At 34.7% G+C, this 26,796-nt stretch carries 26 protein-coding genes; 11 read left to right on the top strand and 15 right to left on the bottom strand.

Annotation, left to right across the window (positions count from 1 at the left end):
- Nucleotides 1-272 precede the first annotated feature (272 nt).
- From arfB to HJ01_RS05990, 5 genes are all read right to left on the bottom strand, one after another.
- A complete protein-coding gene (gene arfB, locus HJ01_RS06010; RefSeq protein WP_007137435.1) occupies nt 273-677 on the bottom strand; it encodes an alternative ribosome rescue aminoacyl-tRNA hydrolase ArfB in 405 nt (134 codons plus the stop codon).
- 24 nt (nt 678-701) lie between these two features.
- Entirely contained in the window at nt 702-2,816 is a 2,115-nt protein-coding gene (locus HJ01_RS06005; RefSeq protein WP_040473730.1) for a DUF4301 family protein, read from the bottom strand.
- Nucleotides 2,777-3,400 carry a nicotinamide riboside transporter PnuC gene (gene pnuC / locus HJ01_RS06000; RefSeq protein WP_007137433.1) on the bottom strand — a complete coding sequence of 208 codons (624 nt, stop codon included), beginning with the start codon at nt 3,398-3,400 and terminating at the stop codon, nt 2,777-2,779. Before pnuC ends, HJ01_RS06005 begins: the two co-directional genes overlap by 40 nt.
- Nucleotides 3,401-3,426: 26 nt before the next feature.
- A complete protein-coding gene (locus HJ01_RS05995; protein ID WP_007137432.1) occupies nt 3,427-4,143 on the bottom strand; it encodes a geranylgeranylglyceryl/heptaprenylglyceryl phosphate synthase in 717 nt (238 codons plus the stop codon).
- A 67-nt stretch (nt 4,144-4,210) separates the two neighbouring features.
- Nucleotides 4,211-4,852, bottom strand: coding sequence for a 4'-phosphopantetheinyl transferase family protein (locus HJ01_RS05990; RefSeq protein WP_040473729.1), 642 nt, complete (start codon nt 4,850-4,852; stop codon nt 4,211-4,213).
- A gap of 301 nt (nt 4,853-5,153) precedes the next feature.
- Between HJ01_RS05990 and ahcY the strand changes: the two genes are divergently transcribed.
- Together ahcY and HJ01_RS05980 are read left to right on the top strand one after the other, a co-directional pair.
- Entirely contained in the window at nt 5,154-6,470 is a 1,317-nt protein-coding gene (gene ahcY, locus HJ01_RS05985; RefSeq protein WP_007137430.1) for an adenosylhomocysteinase, read from the top strand.
- Nucleotides 6,471-6,782: 312 nt separating this feature from the next.
- Nucleotides 6,783-7,421 carry a hypothetical protein gene (locus HJ01_RS05980; protein ID WP_238531071.1) on the top strand — a complete coding sequence of 213 codons (639 nt, stop codon included), beginning with the start codon at nt 6,783-6,785 and terminating at the stop codon, nt 7,419-7,421.
- A 276-nt stretch (nt 7,422-7,697) separates the two neighbouring features.
- On the opposite strand, the gene rpmA is transcribed toward HJ01_RS05980, so the two are convergent.
- A complete protein-coding gene (rpmA, locus tag HJ01_RS05975) occupies nt 7,698-7,964 on the bottom strand; it encodes a 50S ribosomal protein L27 (protein WP_007137428.1) in 267 nt (88 codons plus the stop codon).
- A gap of 23 nt (nt 7,965-7,987) precedes the next feature.
- Nucleotides 7,988-8,413, bottom strand: coding sequence for a 50S ribosomal protein L21 (gene rplU, locus HJ01_RS05970; RefSeq protein ID WP_007137427.1), 426 nt, complete (start codon nt 8,411-8,413; stop codon nt 7,988-7,990).
- Between the two features lie 245 nt (nt 8,414-8,658).
- On the opposite strand from rplU, the gene HJ01_RS05965 reads away from it, so the two are divergent.
- Both HJ01_RS05965 and HJ01_RS05960 read left to right on the top strand, forming a co-directional pair.
- Nucleotides 8,659-9,984 (top strand): M16 family metallopeptidase, encoded by a 1,326-nt coding sequence (locus HJ01_RS05965; protein WP_007137426.1) that lies wholly within the window; start codon nt 8,659-8,661, stop codon nt 9,982-9,984.
- Between the two features lie 7 nt (nt 9,985-9,991).
- A complete protein-coding gene (locus tag HJ01_RS05960) occupies nt 9,992-11,407 on the top strand; it encodes a M16 family metallopeptidase (protein ID WP_007137425.1) in 1,416 nt (471 codons plus the stop codon).
- A gap of 118 nt (nt 11,408-11,525) precedes the next feature.
- Here the strand turns inward: HJ01_RS05960 and HJ01_RS05955 are convergent, their stop codons facing one another.
- Complete coding sequence (locus HJ01_RS05955) at nt 11,526-12,392, bottom strand: DMT family transporter (protein WP_040473728.1); 867 nt, start codon at nt 12,390-12,392, stop codon at nt 11,526-11,528.
- Nucleotides 12,393-12,502: 110 nt separating this feature from the next.
- Between HJ01_RS05955 and HJ01_RS05950 the strand changes: the two genes are divergently transcribed.
- On the top strand, nt 12,503-12,883 hold the full coding sequence (locus HJ01_RS05950; protein ID WP_007137423.1) for a heavy-metal-associated domain-containing protein: 381 nt from the start codon (nt 12,503-12,505) through the stop codon (nt 12,881-12,883).
- Nucleotides 12,884-12,944: 61 nt separating this feature from the next.
- On the opposite strand, the gene gldD is transcribed toward HJ01_RS05950, so the two are convergent.
- Genes gldD through mutY form a run of 4 tightly spaced genes read right to left on the bottom strand, consistent with a single transcriptional unit; the run spans nt 12,945 to nt 16,381 of the window.
- On the bottom strand, nt 12,945-13,541 hold the full coding sequence (gldD, locus tag HJ01_RS05945; RefSeq protein ID WP_238531070.1) for a gliding motility lipoprotein GldD: 597 nt from the start codon (nt 13,539-13,541) through the stop codon (nt 12,945-12,947).
- Nucleotides 13,516-14,832, bottom strand: coding sequence for a gliding motility-associated protein GldE (locus tag HJ01_RS05940; protein WP_040473727.1), 1,317 nt, complete (start codon nt 14,830-14,832; stop codon nt 13,516-13,518). Before HJ01_RS05940 ends, gldD begins: the two co-directional genes overlap by 26 nt.
- A 23-nt stretch (nt 14,833-14,855) precedes the next feature.
- Nucleotides 14,856-15,296 carry a single-stranded DNA-binding protein gene (locus HJ01_RS05935; RefSeq protein ID WP_040473726.1) on the bottom strand — a complete coding sequence of 147 codons (441 nt, stop codon included), beginning with the start codon at nt 15,294-15,296 and terminating at the stop codon, nt 14,856-14,858.
- 50 nt (nt 15,297-15,346) lie between these two features.
- Nucleotides 15,347-16,381: an A/G-specific adenine glycosylase gene (mutY, locus tag HJ01_RS05930; protein ID WP_040473725.1), complete on the bottom strand. Its 1,035-nt coding sequence runs from the start codon at nt 16,379-16,381 to the stop codon at nt 15,347-15,349.
- Nucleotides 16,382-16,515: 134 nt separating this feature from the next.
- Between mutY and HJ01_RS05925 the strand changes: the two genes are divergently transcribed.
- Both HJ01_RS05925 and HJ01_RS05920 read left to right on the top strand, forming a co-directional pair.
- Nucleotides 16,516-16,806 carry an HU family DNA-binding protein gene (locus tag HJ01_RS05925; RefSeq protein ID WP_007137418.1) on the top strand — a complete coding sequence of 97 codons (291 nt, stop codon included), beginning with the start codon at nt 16,516-16,518 and terminating at the stop codon, nt 16,804-16,806.
- A 390-nt stretch (nt 16,807-17,196) separates the two neighbouring features.
- Entirely contained in the window at nt 17,197-18,741 is a 1,545-nt protein-coding gene (locus HJ01_RS05920) for a ribonuclease E/G (protein ID WP_007137417.1), read from the top strand.
- Between the two features lie 198 nt (nt 18,742-18,939).
- On the opposite strand, the gene HJ01_RS05915 is transcribed toward HJ01_RS05920, so the two are convergent.
- A complete protein-coding gene (locus HJ01_RS05915) occupies nt 18,940-20,118 on the bottom strand; it encodes an MFS transporter (RefSeq protein ID WP_007137416.1) in 1,179 nt (392 codons plus the stop codon).
- A gap of 127 nt (nt 20,119-20,245) precedes the next feature.
- On the opposite strand from HJ01_RS05915, the gene HJ01_RS05910 reads away from it, so the two are divergent.
- On the top strand, nt 20,246-21,082 hold the full coding sequence (locus HJ01_RS05910; RefSeq protein ID WP_007137415.1) for an AraC family transcriptional regulator: 837 nt from the start codon (nt 20,246-20,248) through the stop codon (nt 21,080-21,082).
- 37 nt (nt 21,083-21,119) lie between these two features.
- On the opposite strand, the gene HJ01_RS05905 is transcribed toward HJ01_RS05910, so the two are convergent.
- Nucleotides 21,120-21,563 carry a nucleoside deaminase gene (locus tag HJ01_RS05905; RefSeq protein WP_007137414.1) on the bottom strand — a complete coding sequence of 148 codons (444 nt, stop codon included), beginning with the start codon at nt 21,561-21,563 and terminating at the stop codon, nt 21,120-21,122.
- Nucleotides 21,564-21,624: 61 nt separating this feature from the next.
- Here HJ01_RS05905 and HJ01_RS17125 point away from each other — a divergent pair, with 61 nt between their 5' ends.
- Genes HJ01_RS17125 through HJ01_RS05890 form a run of 3 tightly spaced genes read left to right on the top strand, consistent with a single transcriptional unit; the run spans nt 21,625 to nt 25,427 of the window.
- Nucleotides 21,625-22,575 (top strand): hypothetical protein, encoded by a 951-nt coding sequence (locus HJ01_RS17125; RefSeq protein ID WP_007137413.1) that lies wholly within the window; start codon nt 21,625-21,627, stop codon nt 22,573-22,575.
- 48 nt (nt 22,576-22,623) lie between these two features.
- Nucleotides 22,624-24,405 carry a 1-deoxy-D-xylulose-5-phosphate synthase gene (locus HJ01_RS05895; RefSeq protein ID WP_007137412.1) on the top strand — a complete coding sequence of 594 codons (1,782 nt, stop codon included), beginning with the start codon at nt 22,624-22,626 and terminating at the stop codon, nt 24,403-24,405.
- Between the two features lie 35 nt (nt 24,406-24,440).
- Nucleotides 24,441-25,427, top strand: coding sequence for a DUF3078 domain-containing protein (locus HJ01_RS05890; RefSeq protein WP_007137411.1), 987 nt, complete (start codon nt 24,441-24,443; stop codon nt 25,425-25,427).
- On the opposite strand, the gene HJ01_RS05885 is transcribed toward HJ01_RS05890, so the two are convergent.
- Nucleotides 25,428-26,774, bottom strand: coding sequence for a deoxyguanosinetriphosphate triphosphohydrolase (locus HJ01_RS05885; protein ID WP_007137410.1), 1,347 nt, complete (start codon nt 26,772-26,774; stop codon nt 25,428-25,430).
- Nucleotides 26,775-26,796 lie beyond the last annotated feature (22 nt).

The raw sequence follows: 26,796 nt of genomic DNA, 5'->3' as shown, positions 1-26,796 counted from the left end.
AATTATTCCTTTTGTTAAATTAATAAATGATTGTTTCCTACGACAAATAGATAGTGTGCACGCTATTTTTTTGTCATTTTTTCCCTTAGCGACATTACTCGCCCAGGTTCGTTGGGTATGATCTCAGCTCGTTATTTAGAGCACCCCTTTGAGACGCTGCAAATGTAATCTTAAAAAAACCAAAAATCAAACAAGAAATTGTAATTTAATTGCAAATAACAAAAGAACGCAAACAAGTTAAAAATGCTACAAAAACTATATTTACAATCTGATTAGTCTACATCTGGTTTCCGACGATTTTGCTTCAATTGAGATGTGTTTTTTTTGCTCTTTATCCGTTTTCTGATTGCTGATTTTGGCACCCTAGTTTCTTTTCTTGCTTTTTGTACAACCAATCCTTTTTTGATCAATTCCAAAAACCGTTTGGTGACAATTTCCTTATTCCTCAATTGGCTTCTGTCTTCGTCACAATTCAAGATTAATATCGAATCTGAAGTTAATCGTGAAGACAGATTTGTTTCCAATAAGAGTTTTTCTTCTTCCATCAGAGCTTGGGATTTTTTTAAATCAAAAGACAACACCACTTTTGATGAAACCTTGTTGACATTTTGCCCGCCAGCACCACTACTGCGCACTGCTTTATATTTTAGCTCTGATATTAGTTTTTGAATTTCCATTTATACTAAAATTGTTTCAGAAAATTATTTTGGTTGATGGGCACCATTTAGCAAATCGTTCACTGTCTTAACAGGATTAAAGGTGACTAATGGAGCCTGGACAAAAACAGTCAGCCAGTTAGCCATTGCCCCATTCCATAAACCAGGCAATTCATATGCTTTTATGTCCTTTCCAGAAACACTTTTCTCAACGATAAAACCGCGATCATGATCAACAAATTTTGTTAAATCAAATTTTGTTCCTTTATAATTTTTAATCCCACAAACTAAATCTACAGGGTTAAAATGAGTCGCACCCGTTAATATATCTTCTTGTTTCTTATTTACTAAATCGACCTCAGAAGATTCTACTATCTGCAAAGAAATTACCCCATCTCCATTTTTGGTCCAAAAAGGTCCTCCGCCAGGTTCTCCTTCATTTATTACCATTCCGCATACCCTTATAGGTCTGTCTAGTAATACTGCTGTCTTTTGGACTTTATCCTCAAAATTCAAGGCATTAAAATCGAAAGGCAAAATAATATTCAGATTTTCTTTTAAAAAATCTACAATCTCATCCAGTAAAGTCTTATCAATGGTGCCGCAATCAATACACTTCAAATAATAAAATATTTTCTGTTGCAGTTCAATCAAAACTCCTGCCAATACTTTTTTATGAAAAGTAACCTTATCAACATCATTTTGGCTTACATTATCAATATTTTTGACAAATACAATGTCCGCATCTAAATTATTTAGATTTTCAATTAAAGCACCATGACCTGCCGGTCTAAAAACAAGTTTGTCATCTTGTGTTCTAAAAACGCTATTATCGACATTTACAGCAATGGTATCCGTACTCTTTTTCTGAAAAGAATAATTTACATTTATACTGATTTTATCTTGCTCTTCAATCAAAGGTCTGACTGTATTTATTATTGCTTCAAATTGAGGCAAATGCTCTTCTGAAACTGTAAGATGCAAATTAGATACTCCATTAGAACTTGAATATTGAGAGCATTCGTACAAATGCTCTTCTACAGCAGTTGCAGTATGTGTTTTATATTTATGAAAAGGAAGAACTCCCTTAGGTTTATTTGCATAATCAAAATAATCTCCCGATAAGAGTAGTTTAATAAAGTAGTAAAATTTTAAATTTCTATGAAGAGAGTCAAAACTTGAGATTTCTTCTCTTAACTTTTTGTCAATTTCCTCGTAAAAAGGAAACTTCTCTAAACCCACTACAAAAACTGGAAGTTTATTGTTTTTTTTTCTGTTTACATATGCATTAATACTTTCTTTTGTAACATTAAATTCTTGTAAAAAAGTAATTAAAAACTTAAACATTCGGCTTGCTGCTCCAGAAGCCGGCACAAATTTTAGTAACTTGTAGTTATCCTTATTTTCATCAAAAAAAACAGCTTTTTTATTGGATTCCTTTTCGGAAAGATTGATAATCCCATTATATAATGTAGCTGGTTCAATCAATACCGTTTTAGAAACTCCATTTTTAAATATCTCCAATTGCTTTTTAAAATTCGCCAATGAAATTCCAAGCTCATTTAATTGCACAAAGTCAACAGATGAAAATCCCATTTCTTTGGCTTCCGCCAGTTCATCAATAATTGAGATCGCTTTCTTAAGACGTAAGTTTTTATCTCCAGAAAGCGTAATGAATGGTTTATTATTATCTATTAATGATTTTTTAAAAACGGTAAAAACAGACTCTCTTCCTTGAGGTCTATCTCTCAAGTCGTCTTTTTCCCAAGGCACATCAATATCAGTTAGAAAAAACAAATCATATTCATGCTCTTGTGCTGCTTCATTCAATAATGGATCACAATAATCATAATACACTTCAGAAAAAACCTTGGTAACCATTAAATTAGTATCACAAAACAGATACTTATTAGCCACTACCAACTTTTCATTTTCTAATTTAGTTTGACCTTTGGCGATAGGAAGCATATCATCAACATCACAAACGAGCTGACTTTTATCCCACTTATCTTGCAAATAATCCCTTGCAAATTCGGGAACCCATACCGTTTTATAATATTCAGCCAACTGTATAGCCAACGTTGTTTTTCCAGTACTCTCTGGACCAAACATAGCGATTTTTATAATTGCAGATCGCTCTTGCGTAAGATTTTCCTCCATTCTAAATAAGCTGAAACAGCCAAAATTGTAAAAATTAAATATTGTAACGATAACATTCCTAGTCCGCGATAGGCGTATAACGGGGTGACAATCAAATCTCCAATAATCCAGAGAGTCCAATTTTCGATTTTCTTGTTGGCCATATACCACATGCCTGTAAAAAATATTCCCGAGGCTATAATATCAATATAATTGTCCGTATTTATTTCATAATCAAACAAATAATATATCTCGAAAACTACGAAAATTGTAGCAAAAAACAACACAATACCAATTAATTTTTCTTTGCTATTAGTTCTAGTAATTGGCATCGTATCGCTGTCCTTTACTTTTCTAGTCCACTTGTACCATCCATAAATACTCATGATTGAAAAGTATCCATTGATCATCATATCACCAAGATAACCTGCATTATAAAGCAAATAGGTCGAAATTATTGTTGCTATCAATCCGGTGGGATAAACCCAAATATTTTCTTGTCTAGCATACCAAACACTTAAAATACCGAATACAAAAACAATAAACTCTAATACAATATGGGTCATTGACACATTACTGTAGGCGTTTAGAAAAAAATCTATCATGGTCTGGTATTAATTCTTAATTGAAACTATTTACTAAAAAAGTCGTGGTCATTTTCAAAAGCCGTACCTATTACTACCAAATCAGCACCTGCATCATAGGCTTTTTTTATACCGTGCAAATCTACAATTCCGCCACCAACAATTAATGGGATTTTGATATTTTGAGCAACTAATTCAATCATTTGCTTAGGAACGGCTTGTTTTGCACCACTTCCCGCCTCCAGATAAATTAATTTATTCCCTAACATTTCTCCTGCTAGAGCTGTTGCCAATGCCAAGTCGAGATTATATCTGTCTAAAGGTATTGTTTTACTCACACGTTCTACTGCAGTTTCTTTTCCGCTTTCGATTAGCATATAACCTGTAGAAATAACTTCCAATTGGGTTTGTTTCAGAATCGGGGCTGCTTGTATCTGATGTTCGATTAAATAATCCGAATTTCTGCCGCTAATCAACGAAAGGAATAAAATAGCATCGGCTTCATTTGAAATCTGGGATGGATTCCCAGGAAAAAGTACCATCGGCAAATCAACTTTTTGCTTCAGCAGAGAAATTAATTCGTCGATTCTATTTGTTTTGACCTGGCTTCCGCCAATGAATATATGTGTTGCTGGTGATTGCTTAATTTTTTTTATCAACAATTCTAAATGGTCCCAGATTATTTTATCCGGGTCAAGAAGAATAGCAAGGAGCTTTTTAGACTCTATTTTTGACTGGATTATTTCGTTATAAATGTTTGTCATTATTTACTACGCGACTACCACTGATTTTCGCGATTTTTTTTACTGAATACTAAAAAACTGAATACTCTTACTCAAAAGTATAAACAAGTCTAAAACCTTCAATTTCTTCATGAAATAATTTAAAACTCTTCACGATATTATCAAAGTGAAGTTCCGCTTTAGACTCTTTATCCTCTAGACGGAATGCTTTGACTTTGATATGGTCTTTGAAACTAATTCCTTTTTCGTTTCTTATTTTGAAAATGGCTTCTTTTGCACCCCAAATCACAGTAAGTTTTTTTATGTATTCCTCCTTATTATTTTTATCCAAATAACTAAACTCTTCGTCAACAAATTTATCTGCGATTCGGATGATTTTCCCCCGTTGTAGCTCGATATCGATTCCTACGGTCTGTTCGCTAATGATTATTGCCGAAAAATGATAGGAATGGGTAATAGAAATATGTTTGCCGTCTTTAAGGTGTGGCTTGCCGAATTCGTCATAAAACAAATCAAAATCATTATAACCTGATTCCTGCAATAACCTGCGTACACTAAGAAAACCTCTTTGATGCAATTCAGACTTCATACCAGCTAGCCGTATAAGATTACTATCATTTAACGCTACTTCATCAAAGAGCTGCACGTAACTCTCGGTGATTTTCCAAACAAAAATTTGAGTCGACATCCCAGCGCTTTGGGAGAGATTTATGGTTTTATGTAACGGCATTTAATTAAATATGAGTTATAAGTTATGAACTATCAATTCATAAAAGCACTACTTTTTTTTTAGCCCCGATGGAAACGGCATCCTTTTATGGCTCCTGATAGTTATCAGGAGCCATAAAAGATATAGTGCACAGCGGAAAATTGCTCCTAAGCATTACTCCTCTCTGACTAAAAACAAAATTATTACGCTAATATTCAAAAGATTAAGCCCTTAAACATTTCATAAATATTATAGAAATTAGTGTTTTTCTAAAGATATTACGTAATTTTGCAAAAAATTTACAATTACAAATATACTATAAATGAGTACTACAACTATGCCTTTTGTGGCTTTCAAAGTAAAAGATATCTCTCTAGCAGCCTGGGGAAGAAAAGAAATTGAATTAGCTGAAGCTGAAATGCCCGGTTTAATGGCACTTCGTTCTGAATATAAAGACGAACAACCACTTGCTGGTTCTCGTATTGCTGGATGTTTACACATGACAATCCAAACTGCAGTTTTAATTGAGACTTTAATCGCTCTTGGTGCTGAAGTGACTTGGTCATCTTGTAACATCTTCTCTACACAAGATCAAGCTGCTGCTGCTATGGCTGCTGCTGGAATTCAAGTTTACGCTTGGAAAGGTTTGAACGAAGAAGACTTTGACTGGTGTATCGAGCAAACTCTTTTCTTTGGTGAAGACAGAAAACCATTGAACATGATTCTTGATGACGGTGGAGATTTGACAAACATGGTTATTGACCGTTACCCAGAATTAGTTGCTGGAATCAAAGGTTTATCTGAAGAGACCACAACTGGAGTTCACAGATTATACGAAAGAGTAAAAGCTGGAACTTTACCAATGCCTGCTATTAATGTTAATGACTCGGTTACTAAATCGAAATTTGACAACAAATACGGTTGTAAAGAATCTGCAGTTGATGCAGTTCGTCGTGCAACTGATATTATGCTTGCTGGTAAAAGAGTGGTTGTATGTGGATACGGTGACGTAGGAAAAGGTACTGCTGCTTCTTTTAGAGGTGCTGGATCTATCGTTACAGTTACTGAAATCGATCCAATTTGTGCTTTACAAGCTGCAATGGACGGTTTTGAAGTTAAAAAATTAAACACGGTTGTTGGAAATGCTGATATAATTATCACAACTACAGGAAATAAAGATATCGTTCTAGGATCTCACTTTGAGCAAATGAAAGATAAAACTATCGTTTGTAACATTGGACATTTTGATAACGAAATTGCTGTTGCTTGGTTGAACACTAACCACGGAGCTTCGAAAGTTGAAATCAAACCTCAGGTTGATAAATATACTATTGACGGTAAAGACATCATCCTTTTGGCTGAAGGTCGCTTAGTAAACCTTGGTTGTGCTACAGGTCACCCAAGTTTTGTAATGAGTAACTCATTTACAAACCAAACTTTGGCTCAAATCGAATTGTGGAAAAACAGTGCAGCATATAACAACGATGTGTACATGTTACCAAAACATTTAGATGAGAAAGTTGCAATGCTTCACTTGGCTAAATTAGGAGTTGAATTGGAAACTTTACGTGACGATCAAGCTGCTTATATTGGAGTTGCAGTTGACGGTCCATTCAAACCAGAATATTACAGATACTAAATGATTGTAAATTAGCGATTGCTGATTATAATTTTAGATTTATAAAAACCCTTGCTGAGAAGCGAGGGTTTCTTGTTTTTGGGCGAGACCCTATTAACCCCGATAGCTATCGGGGTCGGGTCGGGCTATTTGCTGTATCTTTTATGTAGTCCCGATAGCTATCAGGACTACATAAAAGGATGCCGCTGCTATCCCTCTAGCGGCACTATACAGACATTATTATTATTCAATGGATATGTTTTCTAGCATAAACACACTACAGAGCACCTCTACTTTTTAAGAATATAAAACCGATTCCTAATTATAGTATATTTGATAGAATTACAATCGAAAAAACCAGTTTTGAATCCTACGAAAAACCACATTTTTCCTTTACTATTATTATTAGCCACCGCACTTTGTGCCCAAGATAACACCCGAAACGAGTATCAGAAAAAACTATTTAATGACACACAAGAAACACTTGAGATTCACGATTATGTAGTAGTCGCCAGATTATTCGCATTTGTACATAACATGAATCAAAAATCTGAAATTGCTCAAATTGCCCTAAAAAAAGCAGATTCCTTAAAGTCTATTTTTAGAAAAAACAAGGTTAAAAGCTTAATTGGAAATTGGAAATGGATTTCCAAAGACCCAGATTGGGTTATCCGCGATGACGGCTTAGTTGGAAAAATGATTACTATCAATACAGATGAGATGCTGTTTTTTGAACTGTATCGGAATTCAAAAAAGTGGAAATTAGTAAAAACAGAAAAAATTAAATTCTCCAAAAATCCAGAATCGTATTCCTTTACAGAAGTTTTATATTCAAATAGCCAAGTATGGGATTACAACATCGACAAAGATACCGGAGAGTTAACAGCACTTTACATTGGAGATAAAATAGAAGAAGGCTACTCCGAAATGATTTGCGGAACTCTGGTACTTTATTATTTTAAATTGCAGTAAGCATTTAATTAAACGACGTCAACTGTACAGATCTAAAATCTGTAACAATAACACAAATTACAACTATTGTCTTGAACTTCTGGATACAGATGCACTACAGCACACCGGTATAATCATACGCCATTTCAATAAATAGAAATTAATCAACGCCCACAAACAGCAAATCAACCTAATTCAATTCCCGTACAGTCCCCTCTCCTCTGGAGAACAATAGAGACAGACCAAAAAAAAACCCATTTCTTTCGAAACGGGTTTTTAATAAATTGATTAAATCAATTATGCTTCAACTTCAAACGGAAGGATAGAAACGTATGATTTGTTATCTCTTTTCTTTTGGAACTTAACAATTCCCGGTACTCTTGCGTGTAATGTATGATCTTTACTGATGTATACATTTTCACCTGGGTTGTGTTTTGAACCTCTTTGTCTTACGATGATGTTCCCTGCAATGGCAGCTTGTCCACCAAAAATCTTAACACCTAAACGTTTTGATTCTGATTCTCTACCATTCTTGGAACTACCGACACCTTTCTTGTGAGCCATGACGTATTAGTTTAATATTGTTATTATTCTTTAGTATCTTCTTTTTTAGCTTTTGGAGCTTTTTTTACTTTAGGAGCTGCCTCTTCAGTAGTTGCTTCAGCTGCCGCTTTCTTAGGAGCTGCTTTTTTAGGAGCACCTGCTGCAGTAATACCTTCAATTACAATTTGAGTAAGATATTGTCTATGACCGTTTCTCTTTTTGTATCCTTTTCTTCTTTTCTTTTTGAAAATGATAACTTTATCTCCTTTTAAGTGTTGTAACACTTTAGCTTCTACTGAAGCACCTTCTATAGCTGGGGCGCCTAAAGTGATAGATCCATTGTCATCTAATAAAAGAACTTTGTCAAAAGAAATTTTTGAACCTTCTTCATTAGTCAAACGATGAACATAAACCTTTAAGTCTTTGCTTACTTTAAATTGTTGCCCTGCTATCTCTACGATTGCATACATACGGATTGATTTATTGATTTTTAAGGTTGCAAATATACAATTTAATTTTTACTATCCAATCACTTGAAAATAAAAAAAATATTCTTTGGATTTTCCACGGTTTTCAAGGCTTTAACTAACCATTTATATATCAGTTCAGCTAATAAGATGCAACTTTCAAGCATTCATCATTAAAAAAAGGTATTTTTGAAGTAACAATAATTTCCGTTTTTACACCTATTGTATATACATTTTTATTAATCCTTATGAAAAAATCGATAATGGCAATAAGTACTGCGCTTTTACTTGGAGGAGTGGCCACAGCCCAAAAAATAGCTTTCGAAGAATACAATCTCGATAATGGCATGCATGTTATTTTACATCATGATCCCACGGCCCCAGTTGTCATAACCTCTGTAATGTATCATGTAGGCTCAAAAGATGAAAATCCAGAGAAAACAGGATTTGCCCATTTCTTTGAACACCTACTTTTTGAAGGAACTGCAAACATCAAACGTGGGGAATGGTTCAAAATAGTAACTTCAAATGGAGGCACAAACAACGCTAACACTTCGGATGACAGAACGTATTATTATGAAGTGTTCCCGTCGAACAATTTAGAATTGGCACTTTGGATGGAATCCGAAAGACTGATGCATCCCGTTATCAATCAAATTGGCGTAGACACCCAAAACGGAGTCATAAAAGAAGAAAAGAGTTCTCGCTATGACAATCGCCCTTATGGCAAAATAATAAACGTCGTAAAAGAAAACATGTTCAAAAACCATCCCTATAAATGGTCTACGATTGGCTCCATGGAACATCTGGACACCGCTACTCTAGAAGATTTCAAGGAATTCAACAAAAAATTCTACATCCCTAATAATGCTGTATTAGTAGTAGCAGGTGATTTTGAAAAAGTTGTAACCAAAGAATGGATTGAAAAATACTTTGGCCCAATCCAAAAAGGGGAAAAAATCAAAAAACAAACTTTCATCGAAGAACCGATAACACAAACTTTGAAAGCAACTTACTACGACCCAAACATTCAAATTCCGATGTTAGTGGCATCATACCGAACGCCATCTATGAAAACAAGAGACGCTCGTGTTTTAGATTTTATTTCATCCTACCTAAGCGATGGAAAAAGCTCGAAGCTCTACAAGAAAGTAGTAGACGAGAAAAAAATGGCACTGCAAATTGGAGCTGTTGGCTTTAGCCAGGAAGATTACGGCATGTATATACTGTATGGTCTACCAATGGGAACTCACAGTTCGGAAGATTTATTAAAGGAAATAGACGAAGAAATCGTAAAGATCCAAACGGATTTAATTTCCGAAAAAGATTATCAAAAACTACTCAATCAGTTTGAATCACAATACGTGAACAACAACTCAAATGTTGAAGGAATAGCTGAAAATCTAGCGAAGTACTATTTACTATATGGAGATATCAATTTGATAAATACCGAAATCGATCTTTACCATTCTATCACTAGAGAAGAAATCAGAGAAGTTGCAAAAAAATACCTAAATCCAAACCAACGATTGTTATTGGATTACGTTCCCGCTACAGAAACTGCACAGAACTAAGACAATCATGAAAAAAACAAGAATTATATTAATCCTATTATTCATAACAGGAATTATGCAAGCACAAGATCGCACACAACCTAAAGCCGGAAAAGCACCCGTTGTAAATCTAAAAAAACCACAAACCTTCTTTTTGCCAAACGGACTAAAAGTAATGGTTGTTGAAAACCACAAACTACCTAGAGTTACTTACAACCTAACTTTAGACAATCCACCATTTGCAGAAGGAAACAAAAAAGGAGTCGATCAATTAGGCAGTAGTCTAATAGGAAGCGGAAGTACAAAAATCACCAAAGACGACTTTAATGAAGAAGTAGATTTCTTGGGCGCCAATATGGCTTTTAGCTCAAACGGCACCTATGCCAGTTCACTTTCTAAACATTCGGGACGCGTATTACAATTAATGTCATACGGCGCGCTTAATCCTAACTTCACACAGGAAGAATTTGACAAAGAAAAAGCAAAGCTACTAGAAGGCATAAGATCCCAAGAAAAAAGTGTTCCCTCGATTGCCAACAGAGTAGTAGATGCTTTGGCCTTTGGACCAAACCACCCATCTGGAGAGTATATAACCGAAGAGACAGTTAAAAACATCACTCTTGCTGATGTTGTTACTAATTATGAAAACTACTTCGTTCCTGAAAACGCCTACTTAGTCATCATAGGAGATGTGAAATTCAAAGAAGTTAAACCTATTGTCGAAAAACTTTTTGGTTCTTGGAAAAAAAGAGCCACACCAAAACTAAGCTATACGGCGCCACAAAACGTTCCGTTTACACAAATTAATTTTGTAGATGTACCAAATGCTGTGCAATCCGAAATTTCTTTAGTGAATACCCTTTATTTAAGAATGGGAGACAAAGACTTCTTTCCCGCTGTCATTGCCACCTATATATTAGGAGGCGATTTCAACAGCTACTTAAATATGAATTTGAGAGAAGAACATGGCTGGACCTATGGTGCCAATGCTATAATAGGAGCAGGCAAATATGTTTCAAAGTTAAGATCTGCATCATCTATTAGAACTTCTGCAACTGATAGCGCAGTTGTCGAATTCATAAAGGAAATAAAAAAGATACGAACAGAAAAAGTTTCCGAAGAAGTATTGAGAGATGTAAAAGCAGGCTATATTGGCCGATTTGTGATGCAGGTAGAAAAACCACAATCCGTTGCCAGATATGCTTTAAACATTGAGACAGAAGACCTTCCGACGGATTTTTACGAAAATTACATCAAAACTATCAATGCAGTAACTCCAGACGATATTCTTAAAGCAGCCAATAAGTACCTCCTAATTGACAACACACGTATTATTATTGCAGGAAAAGGGTCAGAGGTAATTCCAGGTCTAGAAAAACTCGATATTCCTATGTTTTATTTTGATAATTACGGTAATCCAGTAGAAAAACCAATCTACAAATAAAATACTTTCAATTATTTTTAATAACAATATAAGCCGTCCAAAAGACGGCCTATATTGTTATTAAAAGTGTTTTTATATTTTCTAGAACTACCAAAGCAAACTCAGCTAAATGCGAAAACTACTTTTTGGCAGACAAATAAACACCAATTAAAATAATGAATGCACCCAAAAACTGAACAGGAGTAAGCATTTCATTGTCCAGCAAACCCCAAAAGAAAGCCACAACTGGAATCAAATAAGTTACTGAAGTCGCAAAAACAGGAGAAGATATTTGGATTAATTTAAAAAACAAAATATTTGCAATTCCAGTACCTACTACTCCCAAAATAACAATAAACAAAACGGCATGCTGCACGCTTTCTAAATGAATTGCTTCAGAAAAACCAGTAAAAAACAAAATCAGAGACGCTGGAAGAAGCAATACCGCAAAGTTACCCGTAGTAATACTTAACGGACTCAAATCTGACAAGAACCTTTTTATCAAGTTAACATTAACGGCATAACAAATAGATGCAATAATCACTAAAATAGCATAATAATAATTCTGATCAGGGTGATTAATCGCGCCATTAAACACCAAAAGCAAGCTACCCACAAGACCTATAAAAACACCCCATACCTGACGCTTCTGAAAACTAACACCAAAAACTAAAGAGCCTAGAATTAGCGTATTTAAAGGTGTCAAGGAATTTAGAATAGAACTTACCGAACTATCAATTTCAGTCTGCGCCAATGCAAAAAGGAAAGCAGGTACAAAAGTTCCAAACATAGAAGTCATTGCAATATATTTCCACTTTTGCTTTGGAATCTTTGGTAAACTTTTAAAACCAATCAACAATAAAAAAACAGCAGCAAATATAATTCGTAAGGAACCTACTTGCAACGCAGACAAACCAATTAACCCTTTTTTTATCAGAATAAATGAACTTCCCCATACTAAGGCAAGAACCATTAAGTAAGCCCACTTTATTTGTTTCGATTCCATAAACAGTATTTTGCCCCAAAATTGTAATAATTTTATGAATTAAAGGCTGTTTTTTTATTAATTTTGGAATGAATTTTAAATTTCAGTAAAATACTTAAAACCAAAACATAATGAAGTTTACAAAAGCAATAGCTACCCTTGCAGTTGCCGCTCTTTTATTAGTGAGCTGTAAAAATAATGCTGAAGAAGCTACAAAAGAAACCGCTACAACCGAAACAGTTGCTCCAAAAGTAAAAAAGGAAATTGCTGCCGAAAATCTACAAACAGCTAATTTTTCCGTAGAAGGAATGACTTGTGAATTTGGATGCGCCAAAACGATTCAAGAAGAATTATCCAATCTTGATGGGGTACAAACTGCCACAATTGATTTTGAGAAAAAAATAGGCATAGTAACTTTTGACAAAACTATTCAAACACCCGAAACATTGACAAAAGTGGTACAAGCTACTGGAGACGGGAAAACATACACCGTTTCAAACATGAAATCATAATAAAACCCATTTGTTGTATAAAAAAAAGCATCCGCCGTGGCGGATGCTTTTTTTTATATTCTTATTTCCATTTCAAGGTTTCCATTAAACGCTGCATGTCATTTCTAACATAACTCGCTGCAGGCATAATGGAGTCATAATTGGGCTTTGCATAAAAATAAACAGAACCTGTAACAAAATGTTTGGTGCTATCCGTTACATAAAATTGAGAATTAGTAGCCGCATTACCATCAACCTGATAAAACATTCCATATACTTTTTTACTTGAATCCAAATAAGGTTGCTCTAATATATCATCAGCTTTGATAACATGCTCATACGTTAATTTCTGAGCATCTCTCAATAAGAAATTAATATTACTGTTGACCGGTTTATAAGTCAGATAAATTGTCGCCTTCATTTTTGGATATGAAATAGTAAATCCACAATCCTTCTCTCCTTTTATTACTGCCTCAGAATTCATTTCGAAACTAAACGGACAATCATTCTCAAAATCCACGTATTTCGCCATTGGGTAATCCAAACGCAAATGACTGGCCGGCTTAGGAAAAACATCATCCTTACAAGCAGTAAACAATAATAGTCCCAAAACCGTAAAAACTATCCCAACAATGGAATTACGATTTTGCCTGTTATTTCCCATCTTTAATCTTAGCATCAATCGTTACTTTTATCTGTTTGATCCGTTTTTTATCTACTGTTTCAATGGTAAACAAGCAGTTTTCGTATGCAATCTTTTGACCTTTAGCAGGAAAATTTCCTGATATTTCGAGGATAAATCCGGCCAAGGTTTCGGCTTCGCCTTTTTTAATTTCAAACACTTCTTCGTCGACATCTATAATCCTATAGAAATCTTTCAAGTTCGCTCTTCCTTCAAAAAGATAGTTCTTATCGTCAATTTTAATAAAATTCACATTTTCATTATCAAATTCGTCACTGATATCTCCAACAATTTCTTCAATCACATCTTCTAACGAAACAAGTCCTGAAGTACCGCCATATTCATCAACTACGATGGCAAGATGACTTTTCATTCTTTGAAAATCTTTCAGCAAATTGTCCAGCTTCTTATTTTCAGGTACAAAAAAAGGTTCCCTAATCAAAGTATTCCATTCAAAATCCTCCTTATCTAAATGGCGCAGCAAATCTTTAACAAATAAAACACCTTCTATCTGATCAATATTGTCTCTGTAAACCGGGATTCTTGAATACCCTTTTTCAATAATTTTCGAATATATATCAGAAAAAGATTCCGTTATTTCTAAACCAAAAATATCTATCCTAGGACTCATCACCTGCTTCGTATCTGTATTCCCAAAAGTGACAATACCAAACAATATTTTTTGCTCTTCCAATGAAGTTTCCTCTGACGAGGTCAATTCCAAAGCTTGTGATAGCTGGTCTACCGAAAAATTTGTTTTTTGTTTCCCAAGTTTATTGTGCAAATAAACCGTAGTTTCCCTCATGGGAATACTTATTGGCGAAAGCAATTTATCAAGTACTGCTATTGGATAAGCTATCGATTTAGCAAACTTTATATTGTTTCTACTGGCATATACCTTAGGCAAAACCTCACCAAACAGTAACAACAAAAAGGTTACCAGAACTACTTCTAAAGTGAATTTTAATACCGGGGAAGTTATAGAAGAAAACAAGTTTCCACCTATAAAAGAAAATAAGATCACCACTCCTATATTGATGAAGTTATTAGCCACAAGTAGCGTTGCTAATAATTTTTTTGGTCTTTCTAGAAGATCGGAGATAATTTTCCCTTTGGAAGCGTTTCCTTGTATTGTTTCATCAACGTCTGTTTGCGACAACGAGAATAATGCTACTTCTGCACCGGAAACTAATGCCGAGCATATAAGCAACACGGCTATTCCGATAAATCCATATACTAGATTACTATCTACTGTATACGCAAAAATTAAACTGGGATCTGGGTCCAAATTATATAAAATTAGTTAAACAATCAAAACGGCAAATCATTGATTGGTAAGCCATTATTTTGTGGGTCAAAGTTAGTGTTTTTTACGGATTCTGGTGCGGGAATCTGCTTGTTGTTTTCAGCAGCTTTTTTAGTAGACAGGAATGTAAATTCAGTCACCTGAATTTCACTCGTGTGTTTTGCAGTTCCGTCCTCAGCCTGCCATTGGCGTGACCTAATTCTGCCTTCTACATAAATCTTATCCCCTTTTGACAAATGTTTCTCACAAAGTTCAGCGGCTTTATTACGCACTACCAGATTATGCCATTCAGTAGAGGTTATCTTTTCGTTGGTAGTTTTATTGATATAAACTTCATTTGTCGCCAATTGAAATCGTCCAATGCAATTGCCACCCTCAAAATAGTGCATTTTTATTTCATCGCCAAGATGCCCAATTAGCATCACTTTATTTAGTGTTCCGTTCATGTTATTATTATGGATATATCTCAAAGATACATTTTTTTCAGATTCTACTATTACTCCTTTTCGATAAAATTATGAATTACTATAGGAAAAGGAAATGTTCTTAAAGTCGCGGCATCTGTACCATTTTTTATAACTCCTTTTATATTTACTTTCCAAAACTTGATGTGCAAATGCTGATGAGAAAGTTTATGGATGATACTTTTTTCATTATATTCCATGACACTCCCCACGCTTTCATTGACAAAAAACTCATTTTCGATTCGCTCTGCTATATAATCATAATTTTCAACCGCCTCCGTTTCAATCAAAGGAAACTCATATAGATTTTGCCAAATCCCCTTTGATGTTCGTTTTTGAATTATCGTATCCTCATTATCATCAGAAACTACTAAATAATTAAAATACCGATTCCTTACTTTAAGCTTCTTTGATTTAACTGGTAATTGATCTACTTTCTTTTTCTGTAAAGCAGCACAACTTTCATTAAAAACACAAATACCACAATTGGGACTTTTAGGAACGCATTGTAAAGCTCCAAACTCCATGATGGCCTGATTAAAAGTTGCCGGATTATCTTTTGGCATTAATTCGAAAGCCAAAGCTGCAAATTCCTTTTTGGCTGAAGCCAAAGCAATATCAGTTTCCAAATCAAAATAACGAGACAAAACCCGAAAAACATTTCCGTCTACAACTGGAACAGCTTCCTCATAAGAAAAAGAGGCGATAGCAGCTGCTGTATATTCACCAACACCCTTAAGTCCTAAAAGGTCATTATAGTTATCCGGAAAGAGACCATTCAGTTCCGTAGCTACATATTGAGCAGTCTTATGAAGATTTCGGGCACGTGAATAATACCCCAGTCCTTGCCACAATTTTAAGACTTGCTCTTCATCGGCTTTAGCCAAATCAAAAACGGTTGGAAAAGCGTCTACGAAAGACAAAAAATACGGCGTTCCCTGAGCAACACGAGTCTGCTGCAGCATGATTTCAGAGAGCCAAATTAGATATGGATTTGTTGTATTTCGCCAAGGTAAATCTCGCTTATTAATTAAATACCACTGTATAAGCGAATTAGAAAATTTCATTGTTAAATATTTGTTTGCAAATGTAAAAGTTTATGTGATTAAATTTTAACGAATTAGCTTGAATAATTGTTTTTTAAATTCATATATTTGCACACTCAAAAAAATTATTACAATATAATAAATAAGGAAAGAAAATGACGAAAGCAGATATCGTAGCAAAAATTTCAGAAAAATTAGGTCTTGAAAAAGGTGATGTTCAAGCAACAGTAGAGACTTTTATGACTGAAGTTAAAAATTCATTAGAGACTGGTGACAATGTATACCTAAGAGGATTTGGAAGCTTTATTGTAAAAACAAGAGCTGAAAAAACTGGAAGAAATATCTCTAAAAATACAACCATTAAAATTCCTGCACACAACATTCCTGCATTCAAACCTGCAAAAGTTTTTGTAGAAGGTGTAAAAATAAATAACGAAGCAAAATAATAATATTAATCATAAAATCGAAAAGATATGCCAAGCGGTAAAAAAAGAAAAAGACATAAGGTCGCTACTCACAAACGTAAAAAAAGAGCGAGAGCTAACCGTCACAAAAAGAAAAAGTAGTTTTAAACTACTTTTTTCTTTTTAAACGTTCATTGAAATTGAAAAAAGACGAAAGGGAAAAGAAAATGGAACACAGACTCAAAAAGTCTCTACTCTTTAATCTATTCTCCACTAATCTTCTTTTCGCCGGGTTCAATACCTGTTAAATTTATTGTTTAATCCATCCTAACAATTCAGTTATGCGTTAAAAGTTTATGGTCTGAGTTTTTTTTAAAATTTAAACCTGAAACTTTAAACTTTAAACTAAAAGTTTGGATAAAAATTTACATCGTGAATAAAGAATTAATCATTAGATCTAGTTCTGATTTCGTAGATTTTGCCTTATTAAAAGATGGAAAACTAATTGAATTACACAAAGAAGAAGAGAAAAGCAACTTTCAAGTAGGTGATATTTTTATCGCTAAAATACGAAAACCAGTTGCTGGACTGAATGCTGCTTTTGTAAATGTAGGCTATGAAAAAGATGCCTTTTTACATTATCATGATTTAGGTCCTAATCTAACTTCCCAACTGAAATTCATAAAACTTGTAAGCGCAGGTAAAATAAAAGATTTCTCCCTAAAAAACTTTCAGTTTGAAAAAGAGATAGACAAAGACGGTACTATTACTGATGTAATAAATGCCAACCAATCTATTTTAGTACAAGTTGTAAAAGAACCAATATCTACAAAAGGACCAAGGATCAGCGCTGAGCTTTCTCTTGCCGGAAGATTTATTGTTTTAGTCCCTTTCTCGGATCGTGTCTCTATTTCTCAAAAGATAGAAGACAAGAAAGAAAAGGATCGTCTTAAACGATTAGTACAATCGATCAAACCAAAAGGATTTGGTGTTATTGTTCGCACAGTAGCAGAAGGCAAAAATACAGCCGAATTAGAAAAAGACATGCAGAACCTGCTTAGCAGATGGGATGCAATGTGTAAAAAATTACCAACCGCTCATCATCCGTCAAAAATATTAGGAGAGCTCAATAGAGCTTCATCAATTTTAAGAGACGTCTTCAACGATACCTTTAGTGGTATACAAATTGATGATGAAGAGTTGTACAACCAAACGAAGGATTATTTGCAAGAAATTGCACCTTCAAAACAATCAATTGTTAAGTTTTATCAATCAAATGATACGCCCATTTTTGAGAAATACAACATAGAGAGACAAATCAAGACTTCATTCGGGAAAACAGTGTCCATGAGTAAAGGTGCTTATCTTATTATCGAACATACTGAAGCTTTACACGTCATTGACGTAAACAGCGGAAACCGTTCTAATAAAGCCACCAACCAGGAAGACACCGCCATGGAAGTCAATATGATTGCCGCTGCCGAAATCGCCAGACAATTGCGTCTACGTGATATGGGTGGTATAATTGTAATTGATTTTATCGACTTGTCTAATCCTGAAAACCGTAAAATATTGTTCGACTTCTTGAGAGAGGAAATGAGCGATGATAAAGCGAAACACAAGATCTTACCTCCTAGTAAATTTGGATTAGTCCAAATTACGAGACAAAGAGTAAGACCAGAAGTTAATATTAAAACTAGAGAGGAAGATCCTAATGATGTTAAAGGCGAAATTGAAGCGCCAATTTTAATTATAGATAGAATCAATTCTGATTTAGAAAGAGTTTTAAAAAGTCATAAAGAAGTTGTACTTAATGTACATCCGTTCGTGGCTGCATACCTTACCAAAGGTTTTCCATCATTACGTTCAAAATGGTTTTTTGAACATAAGAAATGGGTAAAAATCATTCCTCGTGACGCTTACACGTATCTAGAATATCATTTCTATGATAAAAAAGGAACTGCTATAAAAGACTAGATTCTGAAACAAATTCAGAATTAAAAACCGCCTTTCGTAAGATTGGCGGTTTTTTTGTGTCTCCTCGTGAAGAATAAAACTAAGTATTTTCTTAAGGAGCCATTTCCAGCTGTCCATTACAATCTTATGTGCCGAAAACCGGCACACAAGGATTTCCACTTCCATCTGGGCTATATTTAAAAAATTCAAGAACACCCCCTAGTCAAGTACTAAAAGTTTTTGCAACTTGAAGTCCCTTAATCTTTTTTGTAAAAAAACGTAAGTAATTAAAACTCCAATTAATGACATACCCGCTCCCACCAAATTAGGAGACGCATAACTAAATCCAGCAATCAGTGGCAAACCACCCAAAAAAGCCCCAAGAGCATTTCCCATATTAAACGCCGCCTGAATAGCTGCAGATGCAATCATCTCAGAACCAACGGCTGTTTGAATCATGAGCATCTGAATAGGCGCCACAACAGCAAACGCAAAACAGCCCGTAGAAAAAACTAATACTAAACTGACATACTGATTTGATGAAAAGAAAAACACCAACAACAAGTCAAAAGCCATAGCCAGAAGCAAATATATAATTGTCTTCTCGGCTGAAAACTTATCCGCCAGCTTACCACCAATAAAATTCCCCAAGACCATTCCAAGTCCGGCTATTATCAAAATATACGAGACATCACCAGCAGAAAAACCAGAAACCTCCGTAAGCAGCGGAGCGATATAACTTATCCAACAAAACAATCCGCCAAAACCAATTGCAGAAATCCCTATGACCAACCAAGCATCCAGTTTCTTGAAAAATTGCAGCTGACTTTTTATGGTTTCTTTTGCTCTCGCTTCCAGGTTTGGCATCCAAAAATAAACCGCTACAAAAGTAATAAGTGCTATACATGAGATAATAATGAAAGTATAACGCCAAGAATAATTATGCCCCACGTAAGTTCCTATGGGCACTCCTGCGACATTTGCTATTGTCAAACCAGAAATCATAATAGATATTGCCTGCGCTTCCTTACCTTTATCTGCCAGTCGACTCGCAACTACAGCTCCCACTCCAAAAAACGCACCGTGAGGTAAACCTGAAAGGAACCGGGAAGCAAATAGAAATACATAATTAGGAGCAATAATAGACAAAGAATTAAATATCGCCATCATCGTGACCAAGGCTAAAAGCGTTTTTTTGGGTGGGTAATTTCTAGAGACAATTACTAATAACGGTGCTCCAATAACAACTCCTAAAGCATAGGCAGAAATTAAATATCCCGCAACGGGAATACTAATTTTTAAATCAGTAGCTATATCTGGTAACAAACCCATCATCACAAACTCTGTTACTCCCAAAGTTAAACCACCCAACGCGAGTGAAACAAGACTTTTTTTCATTTTAAAAAAATTAATTATTTGTGTTTCGTAGCCGTTTAAAAATGAGCTACTATTAGATCCTGCAAATTTATTTATAAAACTGCATAATACATTGTAACTTTACACTATAAACTTGTAACTATACGCTATGAAGAAACTAAATCAATTTGAAACATTAGTAATTGATGAATTTGAAGAAGAGAAGTTTCATCTTCCAACGCATAGTCACACCTATTATGAGATTATTTATATACTAAAAGGCAATGGAATTCATCATTTAAACAAAAACCTGCTACCCTATAGAACGGGAGATTTATTTGTAATTTCGCCTGATGACGAACATTATTTTGACATTAAAAAATGTACCCGTTTTGTCTTTATAAAATTCACCGACACTTATTTCAATTCCAATAAAAAACTTTCGTGTGATGACTTTCTTTTAAATACACCAGAAAATTTTATGCGAGATCAATATCTCAAAGAAAATGTTCTGAGACTCGACGACCCTTGCAAAACAATACTAAAAAACACAATTGAAAATATTACTAAATATGATTGCAAAACAAACATCGCTACTTCTCCGATTATTTTCTATCAAATACTTTCCATCTTTGGCTTGATTAAAGAAACAATACAGGGTCTGAATATAAAAATTGCAGGAAAAGGAATAGATAACGATCAAATACTTTCCTATATTCATCAAAATATTTACAACCCAAAACTCGTTCAAATCAAAAACATTGCAAAACATTTTAATATTTCACATACGTACTTTGGAACTTATTTTAAACGTAATTTTTTAATTACCTATAGAGATTATATCAATAAACTTAGAATACAATTGATCGAAAAAAGAATAATCAACAACCAAATGCCTATTAAACAAATCGCATATGAATTTGGTTTTACCGATGAAAGCCATCTTTCAAATTATTTTAAGAAGCAAAGAAACATGAAACCTAGTGAAATCAGTAAACTGCAATAGAATTTAGCTATGTAAAGGAGAGTAATTCCTTTACATATTATTTTCTTTTTTCAGCAAAAAATCGCTTCATCAAGTCCGAAGCTTCTTCTGCCATAACTCCGCGTTTTACAATAGTCTTAGGATGCAGTTGGGTTCCCATTTTCTCAAAACCTCTATTTTCATCTCGGGCTCCAAAAACAATCTTAGAAATTTGACTCCAGTATAAAGCTCCTGCACACATCTGGCACGGTTCCAGAGTTACATAAAGCGTGCAACCCGTTAAATATTTACCCCCAAGATAATTAGCCGCAGCAGTTATGGTTTGCATTTCGGCATGGGCAGTAACATCATTAAGCAATTCCGTCAAATTATGGCTCCTCGCGATTACAGTATCATTTACTACTATAATAGCTCCAACAGGAATCTCGCCTTTTTCAAAAGCTATTTCAGCCTCATTCAAAGCTTTTTTCATAAAATATTCGTCGGTAAAGATGTTTTCCATAAAACAAAAATACTGTTTTGATATTATTATTCTGTACTTTTAATTATTGCTATTTAATTTTATGGAATCAAATTATAAAATAAACATACCAGAACCTTGTAATGAGGATTGGAACAAAATGAAAGCAACCGATAAAGGTCGATTTTGTGGCAGTTGTTCTAAAACTGTGGTTGATTTTACCGCTATGCTTCCTGGCGAAATTAAAGTGTATTTTCAGCAGAACAATCACATCTGTGGAAGGTTCAAAAAGTCACAATTGGATTCTTTAACAATTCAAGTTCCAAGTCGGGTTGTGTATTCACAAACTCAATATCACAAGATGTTTTTAATTGCTTTATTTGTGGCAATGGGAACCACATTATTTAGCTGTGTAGATAAAAATGGAAATAAGCAACAAATTAACAAAGTTGAAATAATTACTGATTCTATAGAAATCAAAAACACAGTTGTTGGGATGCGATTACCACCAAAACATAGCCCAAATAATAGTTTAGAACATAATATTCCGCCATCGCCGCTTCCAAAAACGGATCAAGTGAAATTTGTAAAACCCAAAACAATTATATGCGGAGAAGTAATACCAATAAAAACAGACGTCGTTAATACTAGTAAAGCTACTGAGGAGGAGGAAATAATATATATGGGAGGAGCGGTTTATACAGATCCTGAATACAAAGGCGGTATGGATAAATTCAAAGATTACATTCAGGGTAATTATATATTCTCTAAAGAAACGAACAACTTAAATGGTGAAATCCAAGCTTGTTTTGTAACTGAAAAAGACGGCAGCTTAAGCAATATCAAATTACTGAAAGATATTGGAGACGGAATGGGAAAAGACCTGATACGACTTTTAGAAAAATCTGAAAAATGGATTCCCGGAACACAAAACGGGAAAGTGACACGACACTTATATTCGATAACACTAATTATCAAAACGGATACTTTAAAAAATTCGTTTTTTAAGAAAAGATTTAATCAAAGAATTGACTCTATTATTATTAAACAATAACCTATTTGAATGAACTAAATTTCCACTATAAAACTGTAAATTTGCTTTATGTCAGATAATCTACTTTCAAGCATTAATTACCCAACGGATTTACGTGAATTACACGAAATACAACTTCCTCTATTAGCCAAAGAATTACGTGATTTTATAATTGATATTGTATCCGTAAAAGAAGGCCATCTTGGAGCAAGCTTGGGTGTGGTCGAACTAACCATTGCACTGCATTACGTATTCAACACCCCAGATGATTTACTGATTTGGGATGTAGGCCATCAAGCTTACGGACATAAAATTCTAACAGGCCGTAGAGAAAATTTCCATACCAACAGACAACTAGGAGGTATTTCTGGCTTTCCAAAAAGAAGCGAAAGTATCTATGATGCTTTTGGCGTAGGTCACTCCTCCACTTCCATATCCGCAGCTTTAGGAATGGCAATTGCGTCTAATTTAAAAGGAGATTTCGAAAAACAGCATATAGCAATCATTGGAGATGCCTCCATAGCATCAGGAATGGCGTTTGAAGGACTAAATCACGCCGGAGTTACTGACGCTAATTTATTGGTGATTCTAAATGACAACGCAATCGGTATTGATCCAAGTGTAGGTGCATTGAAAGATTACCTTACCGCAGTGAAAAACGGAAAAAACCCAAGGCAAAATAATATGATCAAGTCTTTGAATATTGATTATTCAGGACCTATTGACGGCCATGATATTTTCGCAGTTATCAAAGAACTAAAACGTTTACAAAAAGCAAAAGGACCTAAATTCCTTCATGTAATAACCACAAAAGGAAAAGGACTTAAACAAGCCGAGGAAGATCAGGTCAAATACCATGCTCCTGGAAAATTTGATGCAAAGTCGGGCGAAATTTATTTAAAATCAGAAGAAAAGCTTCCTCCAAAATACCAAGATGTTTTTGGCCTGACCGTATTAGACTTAGCCAGAAAAAATGAAAAAATAATAGGGATTACACCGGCAATGCCTTCCGGAAGTTCCTTAAAATTTATGATGGATGCCTTACCTCATCGTGCTTTTGATGTAGGAATTGCTGAACAGCATGCTGTCACACTTTCAGCTGGAATGGCAACACAGGGAATGATTGTTTTTTGCAACATATATTCCACCTTTTTACAGCGCGCTTATGACCAGGTCATCCATGATGTCGCTATACAAAAGTTGCCTGTTATTTTTTGTTTGGATAGAGCCGGCTTAGTGGGCGAAGATGGAGCTACACATCATGGCGTTTTTGATTTGGCTTATTTGCGTTGCATTCCCAATATCATTATCTATTCGCCATTGAATGAAATTGCACTGCAAAATATTTTATATACCGCTCAATTAGGTTTAGACCATCCTATAGCAATCCGTTACCCTCGGGGTAGAGGAGTAATTGTGAATTGGCAGTCTCAACATTTTGGAAAATATGAAAAAATTGAAATTGGCCTTGCAAGCTGTCTAAAAAAGGGTACTAAAACAGCAGTCCTGTCGAATGGTCCTATAGGTAAAAATGTTACTTTGGCCTTAGCTAATTTAAACAATCCAAACACTATCGCTCATTATGATTTTGCGTTCGTCAAACCTTTAGATGAAGCGGAATTACATTCCATATTCAAAACGTATAAAACGGTAATAACATTGGAGGACGGAGTGGTTTCGGGTGGTTTCGGAACTGCGATTCTTGAGTTTGCATCCCATCACAATTATTCTGCAAATATAAAAACATTGGGGATTCCTGATGAATTTATAGAACACGGAACTGTTGATGAATTACAACAATATTGCAATATTGACGTTAAAAGTTTAGAAATAATTTTTTCAACTAAATGAAAATAATTATTTTGCGCCCTTTAACGAACTAACCTATGACCAAATTATTATCTTTTGCCTGCCTATTCTTTTTCTTTTCTATAAATACTTTCTCTCAGAAAATCATAACCACTATACAGCCAGACAAGTCAGTTAAGGTAGCTAAACTCGTTCCAGTTAAGGATACTTTATCGCATTGGACAAATAAAAACAAAATAGGTTTCGATATATCTGAAATCGCCTTTGTCAATTGGAACGCCGGGGGTACCAGTTCGATATCGGGACTTTTAAAAACCAAATTTAACAGAGTGTACGCCACAGACAATTACAGTTGGTCAAACGAACTGATTATGCGTTATGGTTTAAACAAACAGGATGGTATTGAGCTTAGAAAAACAGAAGATGCATTTCAGTTTAGCTCAACATTAGGCTATCGAAAGGATACTCTTTCTAACTGGTATCACTCGGCAAAATTTAACTTAAATACGCAGTTTACCAATGGTTATTCGTATCCAAATAAGGAAATTTCTGTTTCGAGCCCTTTTGCCCCAGCCTATATTTTCTTAGGTCTTGGTGCTGAATATGCCACAAAAAAGAAGGATGAAATGCTTTATCTCTCTCCATTCACTTCAAAAATAACTTTTGTTTTAGATCAGCGATTAGCTAACCTGGGGGCTTTTGGGGTTGTTAAAGCGGTGTATGACTTGAACGGTAATTTAATTTCTGAAGGTGAAAGAGCGAAGATCGAACTTGGTTTCCTGCTGACAGCTTTATATAAAAAAGAAATCTTAAAAAACATCACTTTAGAAAATCGCTTAAGTCTATATTCTGATTACATAAATAATTTTGGAAATATCGATATTGATTATGACCTGATGCTAGATTTAAAGGTAAATGAGTACGTAAAAACCAACATTGGCCTTCATATCATTTATGACGATGACATAAAGGCCAAAGAAGAACTTAATGGAAATCAAGTTACCGTAGGTCCCAAAACTCAATTAAAACAAGTTTTAGGAGTAGGAATCTTGTATCAATTCTAATTAATCTCTTTTTTTACCATTTATCGTTTCAAATAATTCCAAAGCATTTCCGTCTGTAAGTAGCGATACGTAGTGACAGATATGAAGCAACCTACCGTATAAATCTTCTTTTTCTAAATGGTGTCTTTCCGGCAACATTTTTAAAATCAATTTATCATAGTTAGAAGCTGTGCCATTAAAATTATTATCGTAGGCAGTAATGAATTTATCCAATAAGGTTTGAATAATTTGGTAACCCACAATCTCTTTCTCAATAACCTCCCTACTTTGGTAAATATTTTTTACACTGATACTGATGATGTCATCCATCTGTGCTTTGTATTTGCTTTTGTCTGTTAAAGCAAATGGAAATTTACCATCTAAAATAGCCTCTTCATTATCTATAAAGACCTTTACGGCATCATTAATTAAACTACCAATTGCCAGAGCACGCAAATAACTAATACGATCTTCCTTAGTAGTAAGTGTTTTATATTTAGATGTGTCAATGCTTTCTTTTACCAATTTGATAAGATACTCCAACGCAAAATCCTCAGAAACTAGTCCAAGATTAATTCCATCTTCAAAATCTATAATAGTGTAGCAAATATCATCAGCTGCCTCTACTAAATAAGCCAGAGGATGTCTTTCAAAACCAATATCGTCTCCTGTTTTATTTGGAATCAATCCCATGTCTTTTGCGGCTTCCTGAAAGAACTTTTTGTCACTTTGGAAGAAACCGTATTTTTTATCAGCTATATCTTTAGTTGGTTTTTTGGGCAAGCTTTCTTTTGGGTATTTCATAAATGCCCCTAAAGTCGCGTACGAAATACGAAGTCCGCCTTCAATTCCTGGGCGACTGGCAGTAAGAACTGCAAAACCATTCGCATTCCCTTCAAAATCAATCAGATCCTGCCATTCTTTTTTAGACAACTGGTCTTTGTATTGTTTTCCTTTTCCGATAGAAAAATACTCTCCTATCGCTTTTTCACCTGAGTGACCAAAAGGAGGATTACCTATATCGTGCGCTAGTGAAGCTGCAGCGACTATGGCTCCAAAATCATTCATATGAAAACCGTGAACTTCTTTTAAATGCGGGTATTTTTCTATGATTTTCTTTCCAACCAATCTTCCTAAAGAACGCCCAACGACCGAAACTTCTAAACTATGCGTCAGCCTAGTGTGAACAAAATCAGTTTTAGACAAAGGAATAACTTGTGTTTTATCTTGTAAACTTCTAAAAGCGGCAGAGAAAATAATGCGGTCATAATCAACTTCAAAACCCAAACGGGTATCATCCTGTTCAATACGTAATCGCTTGCTTGTATCGCCTTGGCGTCTTAATGATAAAAGTTGTTCCCAGTTCATACTGTGTTTTTCGATTTTGAAT

The organism is Flavobacterium frigoris PS1 (assembly GCF_000252125.1).
GTDB classification, from domain to species: domain Bacteria; phylum Bacteroidota; class Bacteroidia; order Flavobacteriales; family Flavobacteriaceae; genus Flavobacterium; species Flavobacterium frigoris_A.
Note: the sequence above shows the minus strand (reverse complement) of the source record. Positions and strands in the feature narration are given on the sequence as shown.